Genomic DNA, 21,285 nt, shown 5'->3' on the forward strand with positions numbered 1-21,285 from the left:
CCCGGCAGGAGAACCTCCCATGACCGCACCCCAGCTCCGGCAGATGAGCAAGTTCGGATGGCTGGTCACCAACTTCACCGAGCGCGTGCCCAACGTGGCCCACGCCGTGGTGGTCTCGGTCGACGGGCTGATGCTGACCGCGTCGAACCGAATACCGGATGCCCATGCCCAGCAGCTCGCCGCGATCGCGGCAGGCGCTGTCAGCCTGATCCAGGGCGCCGCGAGCTGTTTTGAGACCGGTGGCATACGGCGGACCGTCGTACAGATGAAGAACGGGATCATGCTCCTTATGTCGATCAAGGACGGCTCGTGCCTCGCGGTGCTGGCAGCGCCGGACTGCGAGATAGGCCAGATCGCCTACGAGATGACCGTGCTCGTCGACCAGGTGGGCGAGATCCTGACCCCGGAACTACGCGCCGAGTTGTACGAACTGAACCAGGCCGCCGCTCAGCAGCCGGGATAGGGCGACCATGAGCACCGGTGGAGGCCCACTCGGACCCCCGGGGGAGGGCCAGGGGCCGGAGGACGACCAGACGTTCGCCGACGTGCTCAACGCGTTCAGCTGGGACAACGCACGACGCAGGCGGAAACGCTCCGAGCCCGGCGACCAGCCCCAGGCCGCGCCTCGCCAGGAGACGGACACCCCGCCGACGCATCCGGCGCCGGGCTCCCCGGAGGCCGCTCCGCCCGCGGACCCGCTCAGCGCCTGGACGCCCGAGCGCCAGTATCAGGACACCGACCAGTACGTGGCCTCGATCGTCCGCGCCTACACCTGGACCGGCGGCCGGACCAGGTCGAACCATCACTTCGAGATCGAGACCCTGGTGACGGCCACCGCACTGGGCTACCGCTCCACGGCCATCGCGCAGACGGAGTACCGCGCGGTGATCGGGCTGTGCGGACAGCCGGTATCGGTGGCCGAGGTGGCCGCGCTGCTCTCGTTCCCCCTAGGGGTGGCCAAAGTGCTGCTCGGTGACATGGCGGAGCGCGGACTGATCACAGTGCATCAGACCGCCACCACCAACGGCACCACCCCGGACTGCGCGCTCATAGAGCGGGTGCTGAGCGGACTGCGGCGGCTCTAGGCGTACACAGATTCGCGGGCCATGGGGCGGGGGCTTCTTCCGGCCCTATGACGTACAGGCCACGAGCTGCGCTGCATACGCGGACTCGAAGAAACAGAGGTTTCTGGTCACCTTTGCCTTGCATGTGTCCAGGTGTGTCTCTCATGTGCGATATCTTCTATGGCGTTCCCTCGTGACGGGACGTCAAATGCGACGACGGCACGACGCCGGGAGGGCCGTACACACGCCCCCCGCGGAACGACCACGAAAACCGGTACGTGACGCACGGGCGCCTCTCTGCGCCCTCGTCACAGCTTCGCCGTGCCGGCAGACCGTACCGCCACCGTCCGCATCACCTAGGCAAAGGCCGCATGTCCGTTCATCCGCTAGCGAACCTCATACATCACGCCCGCCATAACTCGCCCTTCTACTCCGATCTCTACGCGGCGCTCCCGCCGGCCGTGACGGACCTCACCGCACTGCCCGTCGTGGACCAGGACTCCTTCTGGGCGGCCAACACCGTCCAGGGCAACCGCGTTCTGACCGGCCCGCTGGCGGAGGCGGTCGTCTACAAGACCGGCGGAACCACCGGCGCGCCGAAGTTCTCGTACTACAGCCGTGAGGAGTGGCGGGAGTTCGTCACCGCCTTCGGCCAGGGTCTCGTGGACGCCGGGCTGCGGCCCGGCCACCGGGTGGCGGACCTGTTCTACGCCGGGGATTTGTACGCCAGCTTTCTCTTCGTCCTGGACTCCCTGGCCCACGCGCCCGTCGAGAACGTGCGCCTCCCCATCGGCGGGGCCGCTCCTCTGGAGACCACCGTTCCCGCACTGGAGGACTTCCGGGCGCAGGTGGTGGCGGGCACCCCGACCACGCTGTGCCGGCTCGCCGCGCACCTGGTGGCCACGGGCCGTCAGCTGCCCGCGGTGGAGCTGCTGTTCTTCGGCGGCGAGCCGATGTTCGCCGACCAGCGGCCACTGCTGGCCGCCGCGTTCCCCAACGCCGAACCGCGGTCGCTGGGTTATGCGAGCGTCGACGCCGGCCTCCTCGGTCGTCCCGTCCCCGGTCCTGACCCGCGCGTGCATCGCACCTTCACCCCGCACACCGTCGTGGAGATCCTCGACGAGACGACCGGGGAGCCCATTCGGGAGACCGGCCGACCAGGGCGCGTCGTGGTGACCCAGCTCTACCGCCGCCTCATGCCCGTCCTGCGTTACCCCGCCGGAGACCGCGCCGAGTGGACGGACCCCGAGGCCGGCTGCTTCCGCATCCTGGGCCGGGCCGACGAGGGCGTGCGGGTGGGACCCGTGTCGCTGTCCGCGCAGGACGCGCAGGACGCCGTCGCCGAGGCGGATTCCGGCGGGCGCATCGTGAGCACCCAGCTTGTGGTGCGGCGCTGGGAGAACCGCGACGGGCTCGTGCTGCGCCTGGTCACAGTGCCCGGGGGCGCCGGCGCGGATGACGATGCAGTGCTGGAGGCCCTGGGCCGTACGGTCGTCGACGGGCTGAACCGGGCCCGGCCGCTGTACCCGGAGAGCGTGGCCGCCGGGCACGTCCACCCGCTCACCGTCGAGTGGGCGCACCACACCGACCTGGTGGTCAATTCCCGCTCGGGCAAGCTGGTCCGGGTGGTCGACGAGAGGCCGACCTCGTGACCGCCCCCACCGTGAGGAAGCGGCGCAGGCTGCCGCTCGTCCTGCGCAATCGTGCCTTCGGTGCGGTCTGGCTGGGCCAGGTGCTGACCCAGGCCGCGGTACGCATGTTCCAGGTCGGCGTGTCCTGGTGGCTGGTGGCGTACGCGGTCGGGGCAGGGCGGGGGCTGGCGTCGGGGCTGTTCATGGCCGTCAGCACGCTGCCGGCCGTGGCGCTGGCGCCCGTGGTCGCCCGAGCCGTGGCCGGACGCGCGCACCGGTCGGTGTTGCGCACGGCCGCGGCGACGGCCGGTGCCGGCGTCCTGCTCCTGGCTCTGGTGGCGTACGGCAGCGCGCCGCCGGCGGTGGCCGTTTACGCGGCGACGCTGGTGCTGGCGTCGTGCCAGGCCTTCTTCGACCCCTGCCTCACCACCTCCGTTCCCGAGCTCGTCGACGACGAGGACATCGAAGCCGCCACCGGTTTCGAGCTGTCCACACAATCGCTGGCGAGCCTGGGCGGTGCGCTGCTGGGCGCGTTGGTCGTGGACGCGGCCGGTGTGGCAGGGCTGGCCACCGGCTGTGCGGCCGCTTATCTGGCCGCGGCACTCCTCGTCTCGACGGTCCGCTTCCGCCCGGCCGTCGCGCCCGAGCCGCAGGACGGTGCGGAGGCGGGTGCCGGCAAGGCGCGCGGGTTGCGCGAGGTGCTGGCCGGCCTGCCGGCCATCCGGAAGATCCTGGTCTGCTTCACCGCGGCCAACCTGTTCACCACGGCCGTCTTCGTGGTCATCCCGCTCTACACCAAGTCGGAGCTCGGTGACGGCGGTTCCACCGTGGCGTTGCTGGAAGCGGGGCTGGGCACCGGCACGCTGCTCGGCTCGATCACCGGCGCCCGGGTGCCCGGCCGGCCCACGCGCCTGGGAGCCGGTCTGCTGATGGTGATGGCCGCGGCGTTCGCCGTGGCGTACCTGGTGGCCGGGCGGCTGGTCCTGGCGGGCTGCCTGGTGGTGGCCGGCTGGTGCGTGGGCGTCATCGGCGTGCGCTTCGTCGCACTGTTCCAGCGGCTCGTCCCGCCCGCGGACAAGCCCGGCTTCTTCGCCGTCATGCAGGCCGTGCTCGGCGCGTCCTTCCCCGTCGCCTCGCTGCTGTTCGGCCTGCTCGGCGACCACCTTCCGGCGCGGACGCTGTGCCTGGTCCAGGCCGCGGGGCTGGTGCCCGCGGCGATCGCGCTGGCGCTGCTGCGCGGGCCGGGCGCGGACGGCCGGGACCGAGGACAGGCGGCCGATGTGAACCGGCAGCCCCACCCGTCCGATCAGTCCCCCGAGTTCGTGGCCACCGGAGGAGAACGATGACCGCCACGATCGACCCGGCGTCGCCGGCCGACATCGCCGAGCTGCGCCAGCTCTACTACGCCGTCTACGGGCCGCACTACCCCAGTGCTCTGGGTACCGACCCCGCCGAGATGTCGCGCCTCATCGACGACCCGGACACACTCTGGCTGGTCGCACGCTGCCCGGACACCGGCGCCCTCATCGCGTCGGCCGCGATCCACGGCGAGCCGGGCGGCCGCGTGGGCCGGCTGGAAGGCCTGGCCGTACACCCCGGTCACCGGGCCGGCGGGCTGGCCTCGGCCCTCACCGACGAACTGTGCCGGCGCACACTGGGGACCGGTCGCCTGGACTCGGTCTACGCCACCGTCCGTACCGTCGGCGCCGGTCCGCAGCGGGTCGTCGCCCGCAACGGCTTCCGGCCGCTGGGCCTGCTGGCCAACGCCGTGGACCTCAGCACCCGTGAGAGCCTCGCCCTCTACGCGCGCCACTCCGCGGGCGTGCTCGACCGCCGCGTCCCCGTCGCCGAGGTGCCGGCCCCGTTGACCCCCCTGCTCCGTGCCGCCGAACGCAGCCTGGGCGTCGACTACGGACTCACCCGCACGACCGCACCGCGTCCCGTGCCGGCCCGCCCGGTCGCTCCGGTCGACCGGCTGGAGATGATCGAGGCACCCGGCTTCGTCCGCCGCCGGTTCCGCGACCGGTTCCCCGACGCCGAGCGCTGGTTCTACCCACTGCATCTGCCCAACACCCTGCTCGTGCCCGATGACGACGGTTTCGAGGTGTACGCCTACCTCAACCGGGCCGGGCGCTACTGCTCCCTGGTCGCCGCGCATCCCGAACCGGAGGCGGCGGCCGCCTGGCTGGAGCCCATCCACCGGGTCCTGACCAGGGCCGGTGCCGGTTACGTCGAGGCGCTGCTGCCGCTGGCACGGCACGACCTGCTGTCGACGTTCCTCGCACAGGACTTCATCCCCAGCGCGCTCTATCCGGCGATGCGCCCCGAGCCCGACGGCGACGGCCGTCACGACTACGTGGTGATGTCGCGGACCGCCGAACACATCGATTTCCGCGGCGTGGTGGCCGACGGCCCCCTCCAGCCCTACTTGGACGCCTACTTGTCGGCCTGGGCGTCGACCTACCTGCCCCCATTCGAGGTTGCCTCATGACCGTGAGCGGTTTCCCCGTCGTCAATCCCCACCTCGCCCCCGTCGAGGTCCCCGACCTCGCCCTCCTGCCGCGGGTCCAGGAGCTGTGCGATCTCACCGATCCGTACACCTGCGGCCCCCGGCAGGACGAGCTGTTCGCCGCGGCCATGGCGGAGATCAACGCATGGCACGCGGAGCACTCCCCGTTCTTCCGCTCGCTGGCGGAGCGGGCCGACCGGGGTGCGCCCGAGGCATACGGCGCTCCTCTCGTGCACGCCAACTTCTTCAAGCGGCACGAGGTGCTCTCGATCCCCCGGGACGAGGTGGAGTTGCATCTGACCTCCTCGGGCACCACCGGCCAGAAGTCGCAGATGTTCTTCGACCGTTGGACCATCCGCTCCGCCCAGCGCATGGTCGCCCGCATCTTCGAGCGCAACGGCTGGATCACCCCCGACCAAGAGGTCAACTACCTGCTCTACAGCTACGAGCCGGCACCCGGCCTGAAGCTGGGCACCGCCTTCACCGACAACTACCTGTGCGACTTCGCGCCCGCCCGGCAGGTGGAGTACGCGCTGCGGCACACCGGCGGCGGCCACGAATTCGACCCGTTCGGCACCGTCGCGGCGCTACGGCGGTTCGCCCAGGACGACGTACCGGTACGCATCCTGGGCTTCCCCGCCTTCCTCTGGTTCACCCTGGAGCGGATGCGGGCGATGGAGCTGCCGCCGCTCTGCCTCCCGGAGGGCTCCCTGATCGTCCTCGGCGGTGGCTGGAAGGGCCACACCGACCGGCAGATCGGCAAGGAGGAGCTCTACGCACGCGTCACCGAGCAGTTGGGTGTGCCGTCGGAACGCATCCGCGACACGTTCGGCTCGGTCGAGCACTGCGTTCCGTACATCGAATGCGACCACCACCGGCTGCACGCCCCCGTGTGGTCACGGGTGTTCGTCCGCTCGGCACGCACTCTGGAGCCGCTGCCCCACGGCGAGCCCGGTTTCCTGCACCTGGTCTCCCCGTACATCACCTCCGTGCCCGCGCAGAGCGTCGTCATGGGGGACCTGGCGACCCTGCAGCCGGGCCGGGAGTGCCCGTGCGACCTGGACACACCCTGGTTCACCGTCCTCGGCCGGGCCGGAGTGAGCCGCAACCGAAGCTGTGCGGTGGCCGCCGCAGAACTGATGAAGGGACTGTCGTGACGACCCCCATCGCAGAGCACCAGCATTACTGGCAGGGTGCGTTCGTCGGCGACGAGGAGGCGGGCCGCCGCCTGGCGACCCTGGCCGACACCGTCGAGGCGGTCCTCGCCACCCCGATCGACACCGCGGCCGTGCTGTCCGCGTGCGACGCGCTGGCCGCCGCCCTGCTCGACCCCGCGCACCCGACGTGCATACGCCTGGCCGCACAGCTGCCCGCCGGCGAGGACGAGGGCGTGCTCGCCGAACTGGGCCTGGCCCTCACCCGCGCCGAGCTGACCCGCAAACTCCGTCGCGAACTGGGCGGCACGGCGCCCCAGCGGCTGACCCGGCCCGACGCCAAGGAGACCGTCTACGAGGCGTGGGCACCGGTGGGTCTGGTCGCCCACATCGCGCCCGGCAACGCCGCGACCGTCGCCCCGCTCAGCGTCGTCGAGGGTCTGCTCGCCGGCAACGTCAACGTGCTCAAGACCAGCTCCGGCGACCCGCTGTTCGCCCAGCACGTACTGGCCGAACTGGCCGCGCTGGACTCCACGGCAGCCATCTCCGAGCGCGTGATCGTCCTTCGCTTCCCCTCGTCGCGGCAGGAGTGGCTGCGCATGATGTGCGCGCCCGCGGACGCGGTCGCGGTGTGGGGCGGAGAGGCGGCGGTCGCGGGCGTCGCCGAGCACGTACCGCCCGGTTGCCGGCTGGTGGAGTGGGGCCACAGGATCTCCCTCGCCTATCTGGCGCGCGCCGCCTGGCACGACGACCAGGCGCTCACCGCACTGGCCGCCGACGTCTGCGCGCACGAGCAACAGGCGTGCTCCAGCCCGCAGGTGGTCTACCTCGACACCGAAGACGAGGAGGAGGTCTTCGCGTTCGCGGAGCGCTTCGCCGACGTCCTGGCCGCGGAACCCGCCCCGACCGCCGACGCGCCCGGCATCGCCGAGGAGGCGGAGGTCACCACCACCGAGCTGATCGCCCGGCTGGAGGAACACCTCGGACTCACCCGCGTACACGCGGCGGCCGACGGCTCCTGGCGCGTGATCGCCGATACCCGGCCGGCGCTCACCGCGTCCCCGCTCCACCGGAGCATCTGGGTCAAGCCGCTGCCCCGCAAGCGCGCCCTGGCCGTGCTGCGCCCGATGCGCCGCTACCTGCAGACGGCCGGCGTGGCGGGCAGCCGCACCGACGTCGCCGAACTCTCCCACCTGGTGCTGGCCGCCGGCGCGACGCGGGTCACGCCACTGGGCGGAATGCCGTCCGGCTACTCCGGCGAACCGCACGACGGCGTGTACGCGCTGCAACGCTACAGCCGCCGCGTCGCGGTGCAGGCCGACGAGCGGTTCGCCACCGTCGCCTGCCTCGACGATCTGGTACGCCCGGTGCCGCCGCCCGCGCACGGCGGACCGCTGCGCGACAAGGCCGCGGTACAGGCACTCAACGAGCAGGTCTCCCGGGCCGACGCCGAGCTGTACTTCCGCAGCGGCGGCAGCACCGGCACCCCCGCACTGTCGCTGTTCACCTACGAGGACTACGACGCGCAGATGCACGCCGCCGCCCGCGGCCTGCTGGCAGCCGGCTACGACCCGCGCCGCGACCGGACCGCCAACCTCTTCTACTGCGGCGGCATGTACGGCGGGTTCATCAGCTTCTTCTCCATCCTGGAACGGCTGGGCGGCGTGCAGATTCCGCTGGCGGCCGGCCCCGACCACCTGGCGACGGCGCAGGCGCTGGTGGAGTGCCAGGTCGACACGCTGTTCGGCATGCCCTCGTACCTCTGGCAGCTGCTGCACGACCAGAGCGACCTGCTGCGCTCGTACGGCGGGATCCGCCGGATCTTCTACGGCGGTGAGCACTTCACCGCCGAGCAGCGACGGGTGCTCATGGAGGACTTCGGCATCGAGACGGTCCGCTCGCTCACCTACGGCAGCACGGACCTGGGCCCGCTGGGCTACCAGTGCACCGAGAGCACCGGGGGTGTGCACCACCTCCACGCCGATCTGCACGCCCTGGAGATCCTCGACGTCGACGAGGACCGACCGGTGGCCGACGGCGAGACCGGCCGGCTGGTGTTCGCCACGCGTGCGCGGCGGGGGCAGGACCTGGGCCGGTACGTCATCGGCGACTTCGGCCGAGCCGTACCGGGCCCCTGTCCCTGCGGCAACCGAACCCCGCGCTTCGAACTGCTGGGGCGGCTCGGGGAAGTGATGAGGGTGGCAACGTACTTCCTCAACTACCGTCGGTTCGTCACGCTCGCCGAGGAGTTCCTGGGCCACCGGGGCGGGACGCAGATCGTGCTCGCGCACGACGGGCTGCGGGAGCGACTCACCGTCCGCCTGGAGCGGGCAGATGGCGAGCCGCGCGCACTACGGGCGCGCGAGGTGTTCCTCGCGGGCTACCCCGAGCTGCGGACGGCCGTCGCCGAGGGGCTGCTGGACCTGGAGGTGACGGAGATGGCCGGCGCCGGTCTCGAACGGACACCCGGGACCGGCAAGCTGCGCAGCGTGGTGGACACACGTCAGCAGCCGATCACGGCTCCTGCCTGATTCGCCGTCCTGATTCACCGTCCTGATTCACCGTCACAAAACCGTGTTCACGGCCGCGCGGGCGGTCTTCCTGACGGCGTCCACAACGGCGCAGTCGAAGGAGGCCCGGTCCGCGCGGCCGACGAGACGATGTCCCGCCGGGTTCGCTCGCCGATTGCGCACGCCACACCGCCGCGCTTCACGATTGACCATGATCGCGGTGTGGGCCTGCGGCGGAGGCGGTGCGGAGCAGGTAGCCGGAGAACCAGGTGGGGAACGCCCGTCGCAGCGTGCTCGGTCCGGTCAGGGTGACGGCTCCGGAGCGCAGGAGCGGTGCCCAGGAGATCTCGCCGAGCCAATAGCGGGTCAGCGCCTCCAGGTCGGCCTCCACCCGCAGGGCCACCTCGAAGCCGCCGTCGTCGGTGCACAGGTCGATCTGCGGCCGGGCGACGTGCAGAAAGTACGGCCCGCCGTCGGCTCCGCGGAAGCGCAGCTCGACGATGGTCCGCCGCTCCGGCAGGCGTTCGGTCACGGTACGGCGGCGGATGTCCCACACAAGGACATCGGGGTCGAGGTGTTCCGGCCGAAGGCCGCGCCGGTCCCACTCCATGGCCCAGCCGCCCAGTTCCCGCACCACCGGCGCCAGATTCTCGCCCGCATCGGTGAGCCGGTACCCGCCTCCCTCCCGTGCCACGATCCCGGCCTTCTCCAGGGTTTTCAGACGCGTCGACAGCATGGTCCGTGAGATGCGCGGCAGGCCCCGGCGGATGTCGTTGAAATGCCGCTCGCCCAGCAGCAGCTCCCGGACGACCAGCAGCGTCCATCGCTCGCCCAGAACCTCCAGCGCGCGGGCGACCGCGCAGAACTGCCCAGATCCACTCATGCGGTCCACGGTAGCGGTCCAGAATCCGTACTTGCCGCGTAGCGGAGACGATCTAGCGTTGGGTGCCATGAGCAGCGAAAACACCGAAATCACGGCTCCTTCCGGCTTGGACTTCCTGCGTTCGATCATCGAGGGACGTACGCCGCAGGCACCCATCTCACACACGCTCGGCTTCAGGCTCGTCGGCGCCGATCCCGGCGTGGCGGTATTCGAGGGCGAAACCGGCGAGCACCTGTACAACCCGATGGGCACCGTGCACGGCGGCTACTTGACCACCCTGCTGGACTCGGCGCTCGGCTCCGCGGTCTTCAGCCGCCTGCCCGCCGGTACGGGCTACACGACCGCGCAGATCAACGTGCATCTCATCCGTCCGGTGACCGCGCGTACCGGCAAGCTCCGGGCGACCGGCACCGCCGTCCACGTCGGGCGCACGCTCGGCACCGCCGAGGCCCAGGTGGTCGGCGTCGACGACGGGAAGGTGTACGCACACGCCACCACCACGTGCGCGATCTTCGCCATGAGGTGAGAGCGGCGCACGGCTGACCGGTGGCATCCCGGAAACGCGCTGGTCAACCGTCGCCCACGAGGCGCGGCGGGGCTGCCTGGCTCCACGAGTCCACGATGATGTCCCGAAGCTCGCCCATGTCCTCCAACGCGGCAAGCCGCACCCTCACCCAGTTGGAAGCGGCCTCGTGCGGCGGTACCCAGAACTTCTGCGGTTCCGCCGCGATCAGCTCCGCCCGCTCGTGGATCGGGCATCGCACGGCGAACGACGTCTCATCGTCAGGGAGGGTGAGGAACATCTTCCCGGCGACCCGGAACGTGGGCATGTCCCAGGCTTCCTTCTCCGCCGTCTCCGGGAGGGAGAGGGCGATCCGGCGGACGTCATCGGAATCAGTCATGATCACACGTTACGGCGAGCCGAGTGGCCGGGGGCGGCCGCGGGGGACCGCCCACGGCGGCCTCGCGCCGTCCCGACCTCGGTGACGGGCCCGTCACCTGCGTGAACCCGGCCCTGCCCGGCATGCGCTCCCTCGGCCCCGGCACGCTGCTGCTCGTCGACGGCGGCAGCGCGGTACGCCCGCACCCTGAGCGGGCCGGCACCTCGATCGCGTTCGCCCGCGAGAGCGCGCGCATGCCGGCCGACGCGGAACGGGATTTGGGCGAGCCCGGTTGGCGCTCGGACCCCCGCGCGCCCAAGGCCCGTTCACAAGGGAAGGATCGCGCCAACCGTGTCCGACCCGCCCCTTCGAGGAACGCCCGTACGCGGACATCACCTTCACGGTGACCGACACCCGCTACCCGAAGCACCTCACACCCGGCCTCCGCCGGCGCACGGCGATCTGGCGATAGGGATGCCCTCCTGGTGTTCGATTCTGCCGCCTGATGGGGCATCAAGTCAGGCTGCTAGTACCGGAGATGTCACCGGAGATGAAGGCGGTGTGTGGCCGCCCTGCCGTGCACTGAACGTGTTCAGGATCAAGACAGTCCGAATGCCATCGGTCGTCCGGACAAACCCGGTGCGGAGCGAGATCACTGCATCGAAGTAACTCCAACGGCCTCACGGGACAAGCGGGGCGTACCAGCCGTTTACTGGTCTCCGGGACCTGGATGGATCTCCAGAAGTTCACCCTCCTTTTCTTCGTTCATTCGTTGCCGCCGCGTACGCCGATCACTGCCCCCGCGAAGGAGAGCCCGCCCGATGACCGCTGAGACCGGCATGGAAGCGCAGCTGGAGCCGCCTCGGCAGTCCAGCCCGAGCAGTTCAACTCGCTTCCCTTCCGGCGGCAGAACCGTTACGGCGAGGCCGGCATCGCGATGTCGGCCGGTCACACAGGCGAAGTCGAGCTGCCGGGCTCCTTCGTCGGGTACGAACTCACGCCGCGCGCGTACCTACCCGCCGTCGCGCAGGCGGTCAAGACGGTCAAGACGGTCCAGACGGTCGCGAAGACTGTGGAGGATCTCGACGAGTTGATCTGCCGCCGTCGCGGCACCGAGCTCCTCCTCGCCCGTGCAGGCACCGGCCTGACGCGGGGGCCCGATCCTGCCCTGGAACAAGGTCCCCTGAAACAAGATCCACTCAACAAGATCCCCATCAGCAAGGAGAGCACCAGCTCGACCCTCACCTCGCGAACCGGCAAGGACGAGGACGAGGACGAGGACGAGGATGAGGATGAGGACAACCTAGGCGTCGTCGGTCTGCGGCGGTCCCGCTCGCCGGAGGAGTGCGGGCCGGGTCTGTCCGTGCGCTTCATGGACATCGGCGAGCAGGCGATCATCCCGTGCCGGGTCACCAGGCGTTACTCCGCCGCCGGCCCGGCGCCCGACGCGCCCGACGTGCTGGAGACCGAGCAGATCGCCGGCAGCCGCGACCAGAGAACCCGTCCGACGGCCGTGACGGCCCGGATCTCCCCGAAACCCGGGCGAGCACGGCCGGGGCCGGAACAGCCAACCCATCTCACCAAAGGAGCTACGGATGCCCGATCCTGGGTCTTCCCCGCTGCAGTCGAGCCTGCCTGCCGCTGCGGCTCGGGCCCATGCCCACCCCCACGCAGCCGGCGGCGTCGCTCTGCCCGGCCCGCCCTCCGTCCCCGTCCCCGCCGCAGGGGCCGTTCCCGTGGGCGCGTCCGTACCCGTAGACGTGCCCGGACCTGGCGATGTGCCCGCACCCGTAGACGTGCCGGTACCCGACGACGGCCCGGTTGGCGGCCTGATCGATCGGCACGTGGGGGAGGGGGCCGGCGCGGTGACGCGATCGAGCCCTGCCGCCCTGGAGCGGATCCTGCGTGGTCCCAGTGGTCTGGGCACGGCGAGCGTGCATCTGGCCCGACGTGAAGAGCCTCCCGTGTCGCCGGCGCCCGAGACACCGGAAGAGGGCAACCCGATCCCGGGCCTCTACTACCACCCGGTGCCGGAGCCCGACCCGGCGCGAGTGGCGGAGGTCGGCCGCAGGATCAAGGAATGGGCGGTGGACGAGGTCCAGGCGTACCCCCCGGAGTGGGAGGACCAGTTCGACGGCTTCTCCATCGGCCGCTACATGGTCGCCTGTCATCCGGACGCTCCCACCGTCGAACACGTGATGCTCGCCGCGCGGCTGATGGTCGCCGAGAACGCGGTCGACGACTGCTACTGCGAGGACCACGGCGGCTCGCCCATCGGTCTCGGCGGCCGCCTCCTGCTGGCGCACACGGCCCTCGACCCGCTGCACACGACGGCGGAGTACGAGCCGGAGTGGGGGAAGTCGCTCTGGTCGGACGCCCCTCGGCGCACCTACCGCTCCGCCATGGAGTACTTCCTGGAGATGGCCACCCCCTCCCAGGCAGACCGGTTCCGGCACGACATGGCTCGTCTGCACATGGGGTACCTCGCGGAGGCCGCCTGGGCCGAGACGGACCACATGCCCGAGGTGTGGGAGTACCTGGCGATGCGCCAGTTCAACAACTTCCGCCCCTGCCCGACCCTCACCGACTCCGTCGGCGGCTACGAACTGCCGGCGGACCTGCACGCCCGGCCCGACATGCAGCGGGTCATCGCGCTCGCCGGCAACGCCACCACCATCGTCAACGACCTGTACTCGTACACCAAGGAACTCAAGAGCCCCGGCCGGCACCTGAACCTGCCCGTGGTGCTCGCCGAACGAGAGGGCATCTCCGACCAAGAGGCCTATCTCAAGGCGGTCGAGGTCCACAACGACCTCATGCGCGGTTTCGAATCCGAAGCCGCCACGTTGGCCGCCGCCTGCCCCGTCCCGAACGTGCTGCGCTTCCTGCGGGGCGTGGCCGTATGGGTCGACGGCAACCACTACTGGCACCAGACCAACACCTATCGATACAGCCTGCCCGACTTCTGGTAAGGATGGACCTAACTGTGACCACCACCCAGCTCACCACCGTCAACGGCACCTCCGCGTTCGTCCCCGCCCCGGCGTCGCCCTACCAGGGTGACATCGCCCGTTACTGGGACCAGGAGGCCAGGCCCGTGAACCTGCGCCTCGGCGACGTCGACGGGCTTTACCACCACCACTACGGCATCGGCGACGTCGACCACGCCGCCCTCGGGGACGTCGAAGACAGCGAGTACGAGAAGCGGCTGATCTCCGAGCTCCACCGCCTGGAGTCGTCGCAGGCCGAAGTCCTCTTGGACCACCTGGGCTCCATCGGGCGTGACGACACGCTCATGGACGCCGGCTGCGGCCGGGGCGGTTCGATGGTCATGGCCCACCAGCGATTCGGATGCAAGGTCCAGGGCGTCACCCTGTCGGCCAAGCAGGCCGACTTCGCCAACCGGCGCGCCCATGAACTCGGCATCGACGACCACGTCCACGCCCGCGTGTGCAACATGCTCGACACGCCCTTCGACACGGGGCAGGCCGCGGCCTCCTGGAACAACGAGTCGAGCATGTACGTCGACCTGCACGACCTCTTCGCCGAGCACTCCCGGGTCCTCGCGGTCGGCGGCCGCTATGTCACCATCACCGGCTGCTGGAACCCGCGTTACGGCCAGCCCTCGAAGTGGGTCTCCCAGATCAACGCGCACTTCGAGTGCAACATCCATTCCCGCCGCGAGTACCTGCGCGCCATGGCCGACAACCGTCTCGTACCGCAGGCCGTCATCGACCTGACTCCCGCGACGCTGCCCTACTGGGAGCTGCGGGCGACCTCCTCCCTGGTCACCGGCATCGAAGAGGCCTTCATCAACTCGTACAAGGACGGTTCCTTCCAGTACCTCCTGATTGCGGCCGACCGCGTCTGACCGACTGCTGACCCGAAGGGCCGGGACCGTCACCCAGACGATCCCGGCCCTTCCGGGGCCGGGAGCCGGGGGGCCAAGCGAAGTGGGCCTGGCCTCACGTTTCTTGACAGTTCGAATGCCCGCACGACAGCATCCGGCCGGTGGAGATCACCGACCTGACCCCAGCGGAACGACGTGTTTGGCAGGCGTTCCCCCTCGGCGAGAGCGTCGACTTCCGGGAGAACGCCGACGAGGACACCGCCACCGGCGCCACCTGGGGCCCCGAGCGGACCGTACGCGCCGCCGTGCTCCGGGCGCTGCTGCTCAACGGACCGTCACGAGACGGCGAGATAGCGGGGCTGAAGCTGTGGGGAGCCCGCATCACGGGGGAACTGGACCTCAAGTACGGCAAGGTCGAGCACCCGGTACGACTGCGGTCCTGCTACTTCGAGAGAGCCCCGGAGCTGTACGGTGCTCAGCTCTCCATCCTGGCCCTGAACGACTCGGTCCTCCCGGGTCTCACGGCCGGACACCTCCACGTCGACGGGGTGTTACGCATCACCTGTTGCCGTATCAAGGGTCCGGTGCGGCTGGCCGGGGCGCAGATATCCGGTGCGGTCTTCGCCAACGGGGCCCACTTCGGTGATCCGGCGGCCACGCAGCCGCCCGAGGAACCGGTTCTCCAGCTCAACCACGCCGACATAGGCACCGACATCTGGGCTCCCGACCTGGTCGCCCACGGCGAGATCCGGCTGAACGGCGCCACCGTCGGCGGACAGATCACGCTTGACGACGCGCGGCTCAACGCCCCCGGCGGCCATGCGCTGCAGGCCGAGACCCTCAGCGTCGGCACCGACGTGCATGCGATGCGGCTGCGCGTCCACGGCAGGGTCGACCTGCGCGGGGCCAGGATCGGCGGCCAGCTCAACCTCGCCTATGCCGCCCTTTCCAACCCGGGCGGCGTCGCGCTGCGCGTCAGCAGTTGTGTGGTGGGCGAGATGTGGCTGCGTGAGGCGAAGCCCGTCGTGGGCACGATCAATCTGCGCCGCGCCCAGTTCGACGTGCTGTACATCCCGCCGGAGGTCTGGCCGGACGAGGTCAAGCTCGACCGGCTCACCTACGGTTCACTGCTGCCGCATCTGCCCGCCGAGGAACGGCTCCCGGTGCTGGACCGCGAACGCGCCGGTTATGTGTCGTACTCGTACGAGCAGCTCGCTGCCGCGTACCGCACGGCGGGCGACGAGGCGGCCGTACGCGCCGTCCAGCTGGCCAAACTCCGCCGCCACCGCCGCACCCTGCCCTGGTACTCCAGGGTCTGGGGCCATCTCCAGGACACCACCGTCGGCTACGGCTTCCGCCCGATGCGTGCCGCAGGCTGGCTGCTGGCCCTGCTGCTCATCGGCGCCCTCGCCTTCGCGCTGCACCATCCGCGCCCTCTGAAGGCCGACGAGGCCCCCGACTTCAACCCCTTCTTCTACACCCTCGACCTGCTGATGCCGATCATCGGCTTCGGACAGGAGGTGGCCTTCGCACCGCGGGGCTGGTACCAGTGGCTCTCGTACCTGCTGGTGGTCACGGGCTGGACGCTGGCCACGACGATCGCGGCGGGCATCACCCGCTCCCTGACCCGTCAGTAGACGTGGGCGGCCGGGCGGGCGTCCGCCACGGCATGGACGTGGACGTGGCTGTCCAGCGGTTATCGGCGCGGCACTACGGTCCTTCCTCAGCAGCCCGCGCGGCCCGCCTTCGCAGCCAATGGTTCCGGAGGCGGGCGCTGGGCAGGCGGGGTCAGCAGCCGACGGACCAGGTGTGGGAGCTGCCCCGGTCGTTGGCGCCGCCGTCGTAGCCGACTTCCTGGCCGGGTGCGAGGCACAAGGTGACGTCGCCGATGAGCTCGCGGCCGTCGTAGATCTTCACATGGTCCGGCACGTTCGGTCCGGAGATGCCGTGGTTGGCCCAGGAGGAGTCTTCGTTGGACATGTCGCCCTCCCACCAGTGGTCGTCGCCGCCGTGCTCGATCTTCATGCCTTCGAAGTTGGCGTCGGTCCAGACACAGAAGTAGCCGCTGCGGCAGGGGGCTGCCTCTGCTGCCGTCGAGGTGGCGAGGGCGGTGCCGAGGGAGACGGCCAGGGCGGTGAGGAGGGTGGTGAGTCGCTTCACGGGGCGTGTCCTTGTCATCCGGTGGGTGGGGGTGCGGGCGGGTGGTCGAGCAGGGCGGTGGCCCGGTGGTGGGCACGGGCCCTCATCCGCTGCCAGGCGGCGATCTCGGCGCGGTGCCGGGCGCGGACGTCGGCGAGGGTGCTGCGGGTGCGTTTGGCTTCCGGCTTGAGGTTGTTGACGACGACCGATGCGCGGAACCAGGCCCGCTGGTCGCCGTACAGCTTCTGCTGTGCGGAGGCGAGGCAGCCGTCGGTGTGGGCGCGAACGGTGTAGCCGGTGGGCAGCTTCAGCGAGAGCTCCGTGGCGCCGGCCCCGAAGAGCGCCGCGTCCACCCGGCGTGCGTCGGCGGCCGACGCGCGAGGCCGGTGCGGGGACGGCGTGGTGAGTCCCTGGCGGCGCAGGCAGCCGTCGGTCAGCAGCAGGGTTGCCGCCTTGACGGCAGCGTCGGGGTCCCGTGCAGGGCGGTCCGACGGCCGTGACGGGGTGGAGGCGCATCCGGCGGCCGTCACCGCAGCGGTGAGCAGCAGGGCCAGCGTGGCCAGTTGGGGGCGGGGGACACGACTGAAACGGCCGTTCGGGCGCACGGCGTCAGGGGGTGAGGAGGCGGTTGGCCGGGCTGGCGGTCACAGACTGGAGTTGTAGTCGCTGCGACATGGCCGTGACAGGCGGGAGACGGTTCGCCACCCGATCGGGTGGCGAGCTGCACAGCAGAGGCGGTGGAGCACAACTACCGTCGCAGCTTCGATGCGTTGATTGCCCATGACGGCCCATGACGGCCCATGACGGCCCATGACCGCCCATGCCAGCCCTGTGCCAGCCGTCGTCATCCTCCGGTCGCACCTCGCCATCGGCCCTACGGCGGAGCCGAGTTCGCCCGCGGAGCGATTCTCGACGACTGCCCGGCTGGGATCTTCATTACGGAAGGGTCAGCCCCGGCCCACGGAAGCGAGGACCGTCCATGAAGCAGCTTCGCCGGCATACCGAAGAACCCACTGCCGCCCGTCCCGGACGACGCCGCGCCGCATGGCGGGCCGCCCATGATCCGGTTTCCGGAGTGTCCCGACGGATGCAACTCATCGCCTGCGCCGTGCCGTTCACCGTCCTGCCGGCCGGCATCTGGCGGCTGCCGGCCGCATTCGACGAGGGGATCGGGCTCGGCGAGCGGGCCTACGTCGTCTTCCTGTCGATCCTGTCCGAAGTCCTCGCCTTCACCGCGATCGGTCTGATCGCCCGCTGGGGCGAGGTGTTCCCGCGCTGGATCCCGTTCCTGCGTGGACGCCGGGTCCCGACGATGGCGGCGGTCATCCCCGCCGCCACCGGGGCGACGATCCTCACACTCGTGTTCACCCTCCTGTTCATCGTCTCCGAGATCAGGGGCACCACGATCCAAGGCGACGAGCTGCCGGCGGGCTCCCCGGCCCTTGCCACCGGCTGGGAAGCCGCCTGGTACTACGCCTGCTATACGCCGCTGAGCTTGTGGGGGCCGTTGTTGGCCGTGCTGACCGTCGCGTACTGGAAGCGCCGTCGTGGGGTCGGGAACGTGCCTGGGGCTGCCTGAGTACCGGAAGTGACCAAGCCTGTCGGTCAAAGAAGGCACGGCGGCCATTTTCGGCTGGTTTCCCGCAAATGATCTTTGCGCTTGGGGAATTTCTGGATTTCGCAGGTGTCACTCGAATGGCCGCGTCCGAAATGAAACCTGCCGCAGGGGCATGCAGGGTTATCCACATGACCGCGACACACGAAACCCACCGGGAGATATCCATGTCACGAGTACTCGCGATCGGCGCCACCCTCGGTCTCGCTCTCGCAACCGGGCTGACCACGGCCGGATACGCAGTCGCCGCGCCCTCGGCCCATCACGCCGCCACAAAAACCACCACGGTCCAGTCCAGCCCAAGCACCGTCGTTCACCCCGGCGGCGGGCATGGTGGCGGCGACTGCAGCGGTGGCGGCAGCATCTGTAACTGACGCCTAATCCCGCGAGCCAGGGGCAGGCGGAGGAGGAGGGCTTTATGCCTGCGCAGTTCCTCCTCCGCCTGCCTACGCGTAACACCCGAATGCGCCAACTCCCCAGATCGTCCGCCTGCACAACCTCACCTGGAGGTGCCCGCCGGCCACGCAGGCTTCACGCAGGGCAGTGTTTTGTTCCCTGACCCACGCAGCGATCTCCCGCATTCCTCATGCAAACGCAATGCTGTATGGAGATCCCTTCGGTAGCTCCATTCGTCTTTGACGGACGAGTCCAGAATCGCACTGAAGAATTCTATGGAGCCTGATGTCGGAGCCTCTGAAACATCCTTCCCGTGACTCGAAACGGCGCCCTTATCTTCTCGGTCCATGAACTTCACCAAGATTTTTCCGCGGCCCACACTTTTTCAGGCCGAACGTAAACCTGCGATCGGGAAAATCAAGCACCCCGTTCCAACCCATCATGAAACCTTCGATATCGGTAAGGAGCGCGAGTCAGAGTGCATCGATCGTGTCGGTGTCGCTGCGTTTCTTGAGAACCGGATGCGACGACGGCATTTTCGGCTACCGGCAGCACCGCACCATAGGGGCGCCGGTCTGTGGAGGCGATCATCCACGCCACCCTTCAGTCGCTGTGTGACACGAGGCGAAGCGAGTGCGCCGATGAGCCTCTGACAGCCCGGACACCGGCGCAACCGCCCCGTTTCGGCCCTGACTTCCCCGCATCCGCGCAGAAGCCGGCAGGTCAGGCGAGGGAGACCAGGTCCCGGTACTCCTCGTTCCACAGGTCCTCGTCCGCGTCCGGCAGCAGCAGGACGCGGTCGGGGCGCAGGGCGTCGACGGCGCCTCCGTCGTGGGTGACCATCACGATCGCGCCGGGATACGAGCCGACGGCCGCCAGGACCTCGTCGCGGGGGGCGGGGTCGAGATGGTTGGTGGGCTCGTCGAGGAGCAGCACGTTGGCTCCGGAGTGGACGAGACCGGCCAGTGCCAGGCGGGTCTTCTCGCCGCCGGAGAGCACTGCGGCCGGCTTGTCGGCGTCGTCCCCGGAGAACAGGAACGCGCCCAGTACCCGTCGCGCTTCGCCGTCGGTGAGGTGGGGCGCGGCCGCCGCAAGGTTCTGACGTACGGTGCGTGCGGTGTCCAGGGTGTCGTGCTCCTGGGCGAAGTAGCCCAGACGCAGCCCGTGTCCGCGCACCACCCGGCCGCTGTCCGGGTCCTCAGCACCGGCCAGGATGCGCAACAGGGTGGTCTTTCCGGCCCCGTTGAGGCCGAGGACCACCACGCGGCTGCCCCGGTCCACGGCCAGGTCCACACCGGACAGCACTTGGTGGCCGCCGTAGGACTTGGCCAGGCTGATCGCGCCCAGTGGCATGCGGCCGCACGGGGCGGGTTCGGGCAGCCGGATCCGGGCGGTCTTCTCCGTCCGCCGGGCCGGTTCGAGGTCGGCGAGCATGCGGTCGGCGCGGCGGGCCATGTTCCTGGCCGTGACGGCGGTGGCCACGCGCGCCTTCATCTTGTCCGCCTGCGCGTGCAGGGCGGCGGCCTTGCGTTCGGCGTTCGCCCGCTCCCGGGCGCGCCGTCGCTCGTCGTACTCGCGCTGCGCGAGATACGCCCGCCAGCCGGTGTTGTGGACCTCGATCGTGGTGCGGTCGGTGGCTCCCCTGCGCATGGGGGTCCCCCCTGCTCGAACAGAGTTGAGAGATTGGGGGAGGAGTGGAGAGCTCGGGGAAGTGTCGAGGTGGAAGACGCGGTTGACCACGTCGGCGAGCAGTGAGGTGTCGTGGCTGATCAGCATCAGTCCGCCCGGGTGGCTGCGGAGGAAGGTGCGCAGCCAGGCGATCGAGTCGGCGTCGAGGTGGTTGGTCGGCTCGTCCAGCAGGAGTGTCCCGGAGTGTCCGGCGAACAGGATCCGCGCCAGCTCCACCCGGCGCCGCTGACCGCCGGACAGCGCGCCGACCGGCTCGCCCAACACCCGGTCGGGCAGGCCGAGTCCGGCCGCCACACGGGCCGCCTCGGCCTCTGCTGCGTAGCCGCCCCCGGCCTGGAACGCGGCCTCGGCGTGCGTATAGCGGTTCATCGCCCGCTCCAGTTCCGCGGGGCCGGTGGCGTGGGCCATCGCGGCCTCGGCCGTGCGCAGTGCACGCAGAGCGCGGTCGAGGCCGCGGGCGGACAGGATCCGGTCGGTCACGGTGACGGTGGGGTCGGCGGCGCGGGAGTCCTGCGCGAGGAACCCGACAGGACCGGTGCGGGTGATCGTCCCGGCATCCGGCTCGGCCTGTCCGGCGAGGGCGGTCATCAGGGTGGTCTTGCCCGCACCGTTGCGGCCGACCAGGCCGATCCGGTCGCCGGGGGAGATGGTGAAGGAGATGTCGGACAGCAGCAGGCGCGCGCCGGCGCGCAGCTCGACTCCGCGAGCAGTAATCATGGGGTGACGCTCCGAAATAGCAAAAGGACACACTTCTGGCGGGGAAGCGGGTCCTCGGCTAGGAAATTCGGGGCGTAGACATGCCGCCACGGTAACCGGGCCCCCTGGAGCAGCGCATGCGTTTTTCTCCGGGCTCGGTGCGGTACGTCGTCGGGGCGCTCGCGTGTCCTGGCGATGGTCGACCGGGGCGCGAGCATGCTGCTGACCAGGCTCATCCACGAGAGCCAAAAAAATCGGACGGGGATGT

General features: G+C 70.1%; 18 protein-coding genes and 2 pseudogenes. 15 read left to right on the plus strand and 5 right to left on the minus strand.

Translation table 11 applies throughout. From position 1 onward, the window contains the following. The first annotated feature begins 19 nt into the window (after window positions 1-19). The 7 genes from FCH28_RS07025 to FCH28_RS07055 all read left to right on the plus strand — a co-directional run bounded on the left by FCH28_RS07025 (window position 20) and on the right by FCH28_RS07055 (window position 8,889). Window positions 20-463 (plus strand): roadblock/LC7 domain-containing protein, encoded by a 444-nt coding sequence (locus tag FCH28_RS07025; protein WP_136738809.1) that lies wholly within the window; start codon window positions 20-22, stop codon window positions 461-463. Between the two features lie 7 nt (window positions 464-470). Beyond that, complete coding sequence (locus FCH28_RS07030; protein ID WP_187363771.1) at window positions 471-1,085, plus strand: DUF742 domain-containing protein; 615 nt, start codon at window positions 471-473, stop codon at window positions 1,083-1,085. A 350-nt stretch (window positions 1,086-1,435) separates the two neighbouring features. Then, window positions 1,436-2,716 carry a phenylacetate--CoA ligase family protein gene (locus tag FCH28_RS07035; protein WP_136738810.1) on the plus strand — a complete coding sequence of 427 codons (1,281 nt, stop codon included), beginning with the start codon at window positions 1,436-1,438 and terminating at the stop codon, window positions 2,714-2,716. Then, a complete protein-coding gene (locus FCH28_RS07040) occupies window positions 2,713-4,041 on the plus strand; it encodes an MFS transporter (RefSeq protein WP_136738811.1) in 1,329 nt (442 codons plus the stop codon). The genes FCH28_RS07035 and FCH28_RS07040 overlap by 4 nt, the downstream gene beginning before the upstream one ends. Beyond that, entirely contained in the window at window positions 4,038-5,186 is a 1,149-nt protein-coding gene (locus FCH28_RS07045; protein WP_136738812.1) for a GNAT family N-acetyltransferase, read from the plus strand. Before FCH28_RS07040 ends, FCH28_RS07045 begins: the two co-directional genes overlap by 4 nt. Continuing rightward, entirely contained in the window at window positions 5,183-6,361 is a 1,179-nt protein-coding gene (locus FCH28_RS07050) for a LuxE/PaaK family acyltransferase (RefSeq protein WP_136738813.1), read from the plus strand. The genes FCH28_RS07045 and FCH28_RS07050 overlap by 4 nt, the downstream gene beginning before the upstream one ends. Further along, a complete protein-coding gene (locus FCH28_RS07055; RefSeq protein WP_246102484.1) occupies window positions 6,358-8,889 on the plus strand; it encodes an aldehyde dehydrogenase family protein in 2,532 nt (843 codons plus the stop codon). Before FCH28_RS07050 ends, FCH28_RS07055 begins: the two co-directional genes overlap by 4 nt. 178 nt (window positions 8,890-9,067) lie before the next feature. Here the strand turns inward: FCH28_RS07055 and FCH28_RS07060 are convergent, their stop codons facing one another. Further along, window positions 9,068-9,751, minus strand: a complete 684-nt coding sequence (locus FCH28_RS07060) for a winged helix-turn-helix transcriptional regulator (protein WP_136738814.1) — start codon at window positions 9,749-9,751, stop codon at window positions 9,068-9,070. Between the two features lie 67 nt (window positions 9,752-9,818). Between FCH28_RS07060 and FCH28_RS07065 the strand changes: the two genes are divergently transcribed. After that, window positions 9,819-10,277 carry a PaaI family thioesterase gene (locus tag FCH28_RS07065; protein ID WP_136738815.1) on the plus strand — a complete coding sequence of 153 codons (459 nt, stop codon included), beginning with the start codon at window positions 9,819-9,821 and terminating at the stop codon, window positions 10,275-10,277. A gap of 43 nt (window positions 10,278-10,320) precedes the next feature. Here the strand turns inward: FCH28_RS07065 and FCH28_RS07070 are convergent, their stop codons facing one another. Continuing rightward, window positions 10,321-10,653 carry an MmcQ/YjbR family DNA-binding protein gene (locus FCH28_RS07070; protein ID WP_136738816.1) on the minus strand — a complete coding sequence of 111 codons (333 nt, stop codon included), beginning with the start codon at window positions 10,651-10,653 and terminating at the stop codon, window positions 10,321-10,323. A gap of 86 nt (window positions 10,654-10,739) precedes the next feature. Between FCH28_RS07070 and FCH28_RS39040 the strand changes: the two are divergent. The 5 genes and pseudogenes from FCH28_RS39040 to FCH28_RS07090 form a co-directional block, all read left to right on the plus strand. Beyond that, window positions 10,740-10,883, plus strand: a pseudogene (locus FCH28_RS39040) (SDR family NAD(P)-dependent oxidoreductase); the annotation flags it as partial. A 662-nt stretch (window positions 10,884-11,545) separates the two neighbouring features. Continuing rightward, window positions 11,546-12,097, plus strand: a pseudogene (locus tag FCH28_RS38630) (Crp/Fnr family transcriptional regulator); the annotation flags it as partial. Between the two features lie 130 nt (window positions 12,098-12,227). After that, window positions 12,228-13,604, plus strand: coding sequence for a family 2 encapsulin nanocompartment cargo protein terpene cyclase (locus FCH28_RS07080; RefSeq protein WP_136738817.1), 1,377 nt, complete (start codon window positions 12,228-12,230; stop codon window positions 13,602-13,604). A gap of 2 nt (window positions 13,605-13,606) precedes the next feature. After that, complete coding sequence (locus FCH28_RS07085) at window positions 13,607-14,503, plus strand: geranyl diphosphate 2-C-methyltransferase (protein WP_187363772.1); 897 nt, start codon at window positions 13,607-13,609, stop codon at window positions 14,501-14,503. A 140-nt stretch (window positions 14,504-14,643) separates the two neighbouring features. Continuing rightward, complete coding sequence (locus tag FCH28_RS07090; protein ID WP_136738819.1) at window positions 14,644-16,119, plus strand: membrane-associated oxidoreductase; 1,476 nt, start codon at window positions 14,644-14,646, stop codon at window positions 16,117-16,119. A gap of 151 nt (window positions 16,120-16,270) precedes the next feature. Here the strand turns inward: FCH28_RS07090 and FCH28_RS07095 are convergent, their stop codons facing one another. Further along, complete coding sequence (locus tag FCH28_RS07095) at window positions 16,271-16,642, minus strand: peptidase inhibitor family I36 protein (protein ID WP_246102486.1); 372 nt, start codon at window positions 16,640-16,642, stop codon at window positions 16,271-16,273. Between the two features lie 14 nt (window positions 16,643-16,656). Next, entirely contained in the window at window positions 16,657-17,226 is a 570-nt protein-coding gene (locus tag FCH28_RS07100; RefSeq protein WP_246102488.1) for a hypothetical protein, read from the minus strand. Window positions 17,227-17,600: 374 nt separating this feature from the next. On the opposite strand from FCH28_RS07100, the gene FCH28_RS07105 reads away from it, so the two are divergent. Both FCH28_RS07105 and FCH28_RS07110 read left to right on the plus strand, forming a co-directional pair. Continuing rightward, the gene (locus tag FCH28_RS07105) at window positions 17,601-18,200 is read left to right on the plus strand and encodes a hypothetical protein (protein WP_136738821.1); all 600 of its coding nucleotides are present in this window, start codon (window positions 17,601-17,603) and stop codon (window positions 18,198-18,200) included. A 203-nt stretch (window positions 18,201-18,403) separates the two neighbouring features. Beyond that, the gene (locus tag FCH28_RS07110) at window positions 18,404-18,610 is read left to right on the plus strand and encodes a hypothetical protein (protein WP_136738822.1); all 207 of its coding nucleotides are present in this window, start codon (window positions 18,404-18,406) and stop codon (window positions 18,608-18,610) included. Between the two features lie 745 nt (window positions 18,611-19,355). Here the strand turns inward: FCH28_RS07110 and FCH28_RS07115 are convergent. Next, window positions 19,356-21,038, minus strand: coding sequence for an ABC-F family ATP-binding cassette domain-containing protein (locus FCH28_RS07115; RefSeq protein ID WP_169314076.1), 1,683 nt, complete (start codon window positions 21,036-21,038; stop codon window positions 19,356-19,358). Window positions 21,039-21,285: the final 247 nt, after the last annotated feature.

Origin of the sequence: Streptomyces piniterrae, from assembly GCF_005048155.1 — a bacterium.
GTDB classification, from domain to species: Bacteria; Actinomycetota; Actinomycetes; order Streptomycetales; family Streptomycetaceae; genus Streptomyces; species Streptomyces piniterrae.

Coding starts and splice junctions, on each gene's coding strand:
- FCH28_RS07070 (WP_136738816.1), bottom strand. CDS start 10,653: ATGACTGATTCCGATGACGTCCGCCGGATCGCCCTCTCCCTCCCGGAG.
- FCH28_RS07110 (WP_136738822.1), top strand. CDS start 18,404: ATGTCACGAGTACTCGCGATCGGCGCCACCCTCGGTCTCGCTCTCGCA.
- FCH28_RS07065 (WP_136738815.1), top strand. CDS start 9,819: ATGAGCAGCGAAAACACCGAAATCACGGCTCCTTCCGGCTTGGACTTC.
- FCH28_RS07085 (WP_187363772.1), top strand. CDS start 13,607: ATGGACCTAACTGTGACCACCACCCAGCTCACCACCGTCAACGGCACC.
- FCH28_RS07030 (WP_187363771.1), top strand. CDS start 471: ATGAGCACCGGTGGAGGCCCACTCGGACCCCCGGGGGAGGGCCAGGGG.
- FCH28_RS07045 (WP_136738812.1), top strand. CDS start 4,038: ATGACCGCCACGATCGACCCGGCGTCGCCGGCCGACATCGCCGAGCTG.
- FCH28_RS07050 (WP_136738813.1), top strand. CDS start 5,183: ATGACCGTGAGCGGTTTCCCCGTCGTCAATCCCCACCTCGCCCCCGTC.
- FCH28_RS07060 (WP_136738814.1), bottom strand. CDS start 9,751: ATGAGTGGATCTGGGCAGTTCTGCGCGGTCGCCCGCGCGCTGGAGGTT.
- FCH28_RS07080 (WP_136738817.1), top strand. CDS start 12,228: ATGCCCGATCCTGGGTCTTCCCCGCTGCAGTCGAGCCTGCCTGCCGCT.
- FCH28_RS07025 (WP_136738809.1), top strand. CDS start 20: ATGACCGCACCCCAGCTCCGGCAGATGAGCAAGTTCGGATGGCTGGTC.
- FCH28_RS07035 (WP_136738810.1), top strand. CDS start 1,436: ATGTCCGTTCATCCGCTAGCGAACCTCATACATCACGCCCGCCATAAC.
- FCH28_RS07105 (WP_136738821.1), top strand. CDS start 17,601: ATGAAGCAGCTTCGCCGGCATACCGAAGAACCCACTGCCGCCCGTCCC.
- FCH28_RS07115 (WP_169314076.1), bottom strand. CDS start 21,038: ATGATTACTGCTCGCGGAGTCGAGCTGCGCGCCGGCGCGCGCCTGCTG.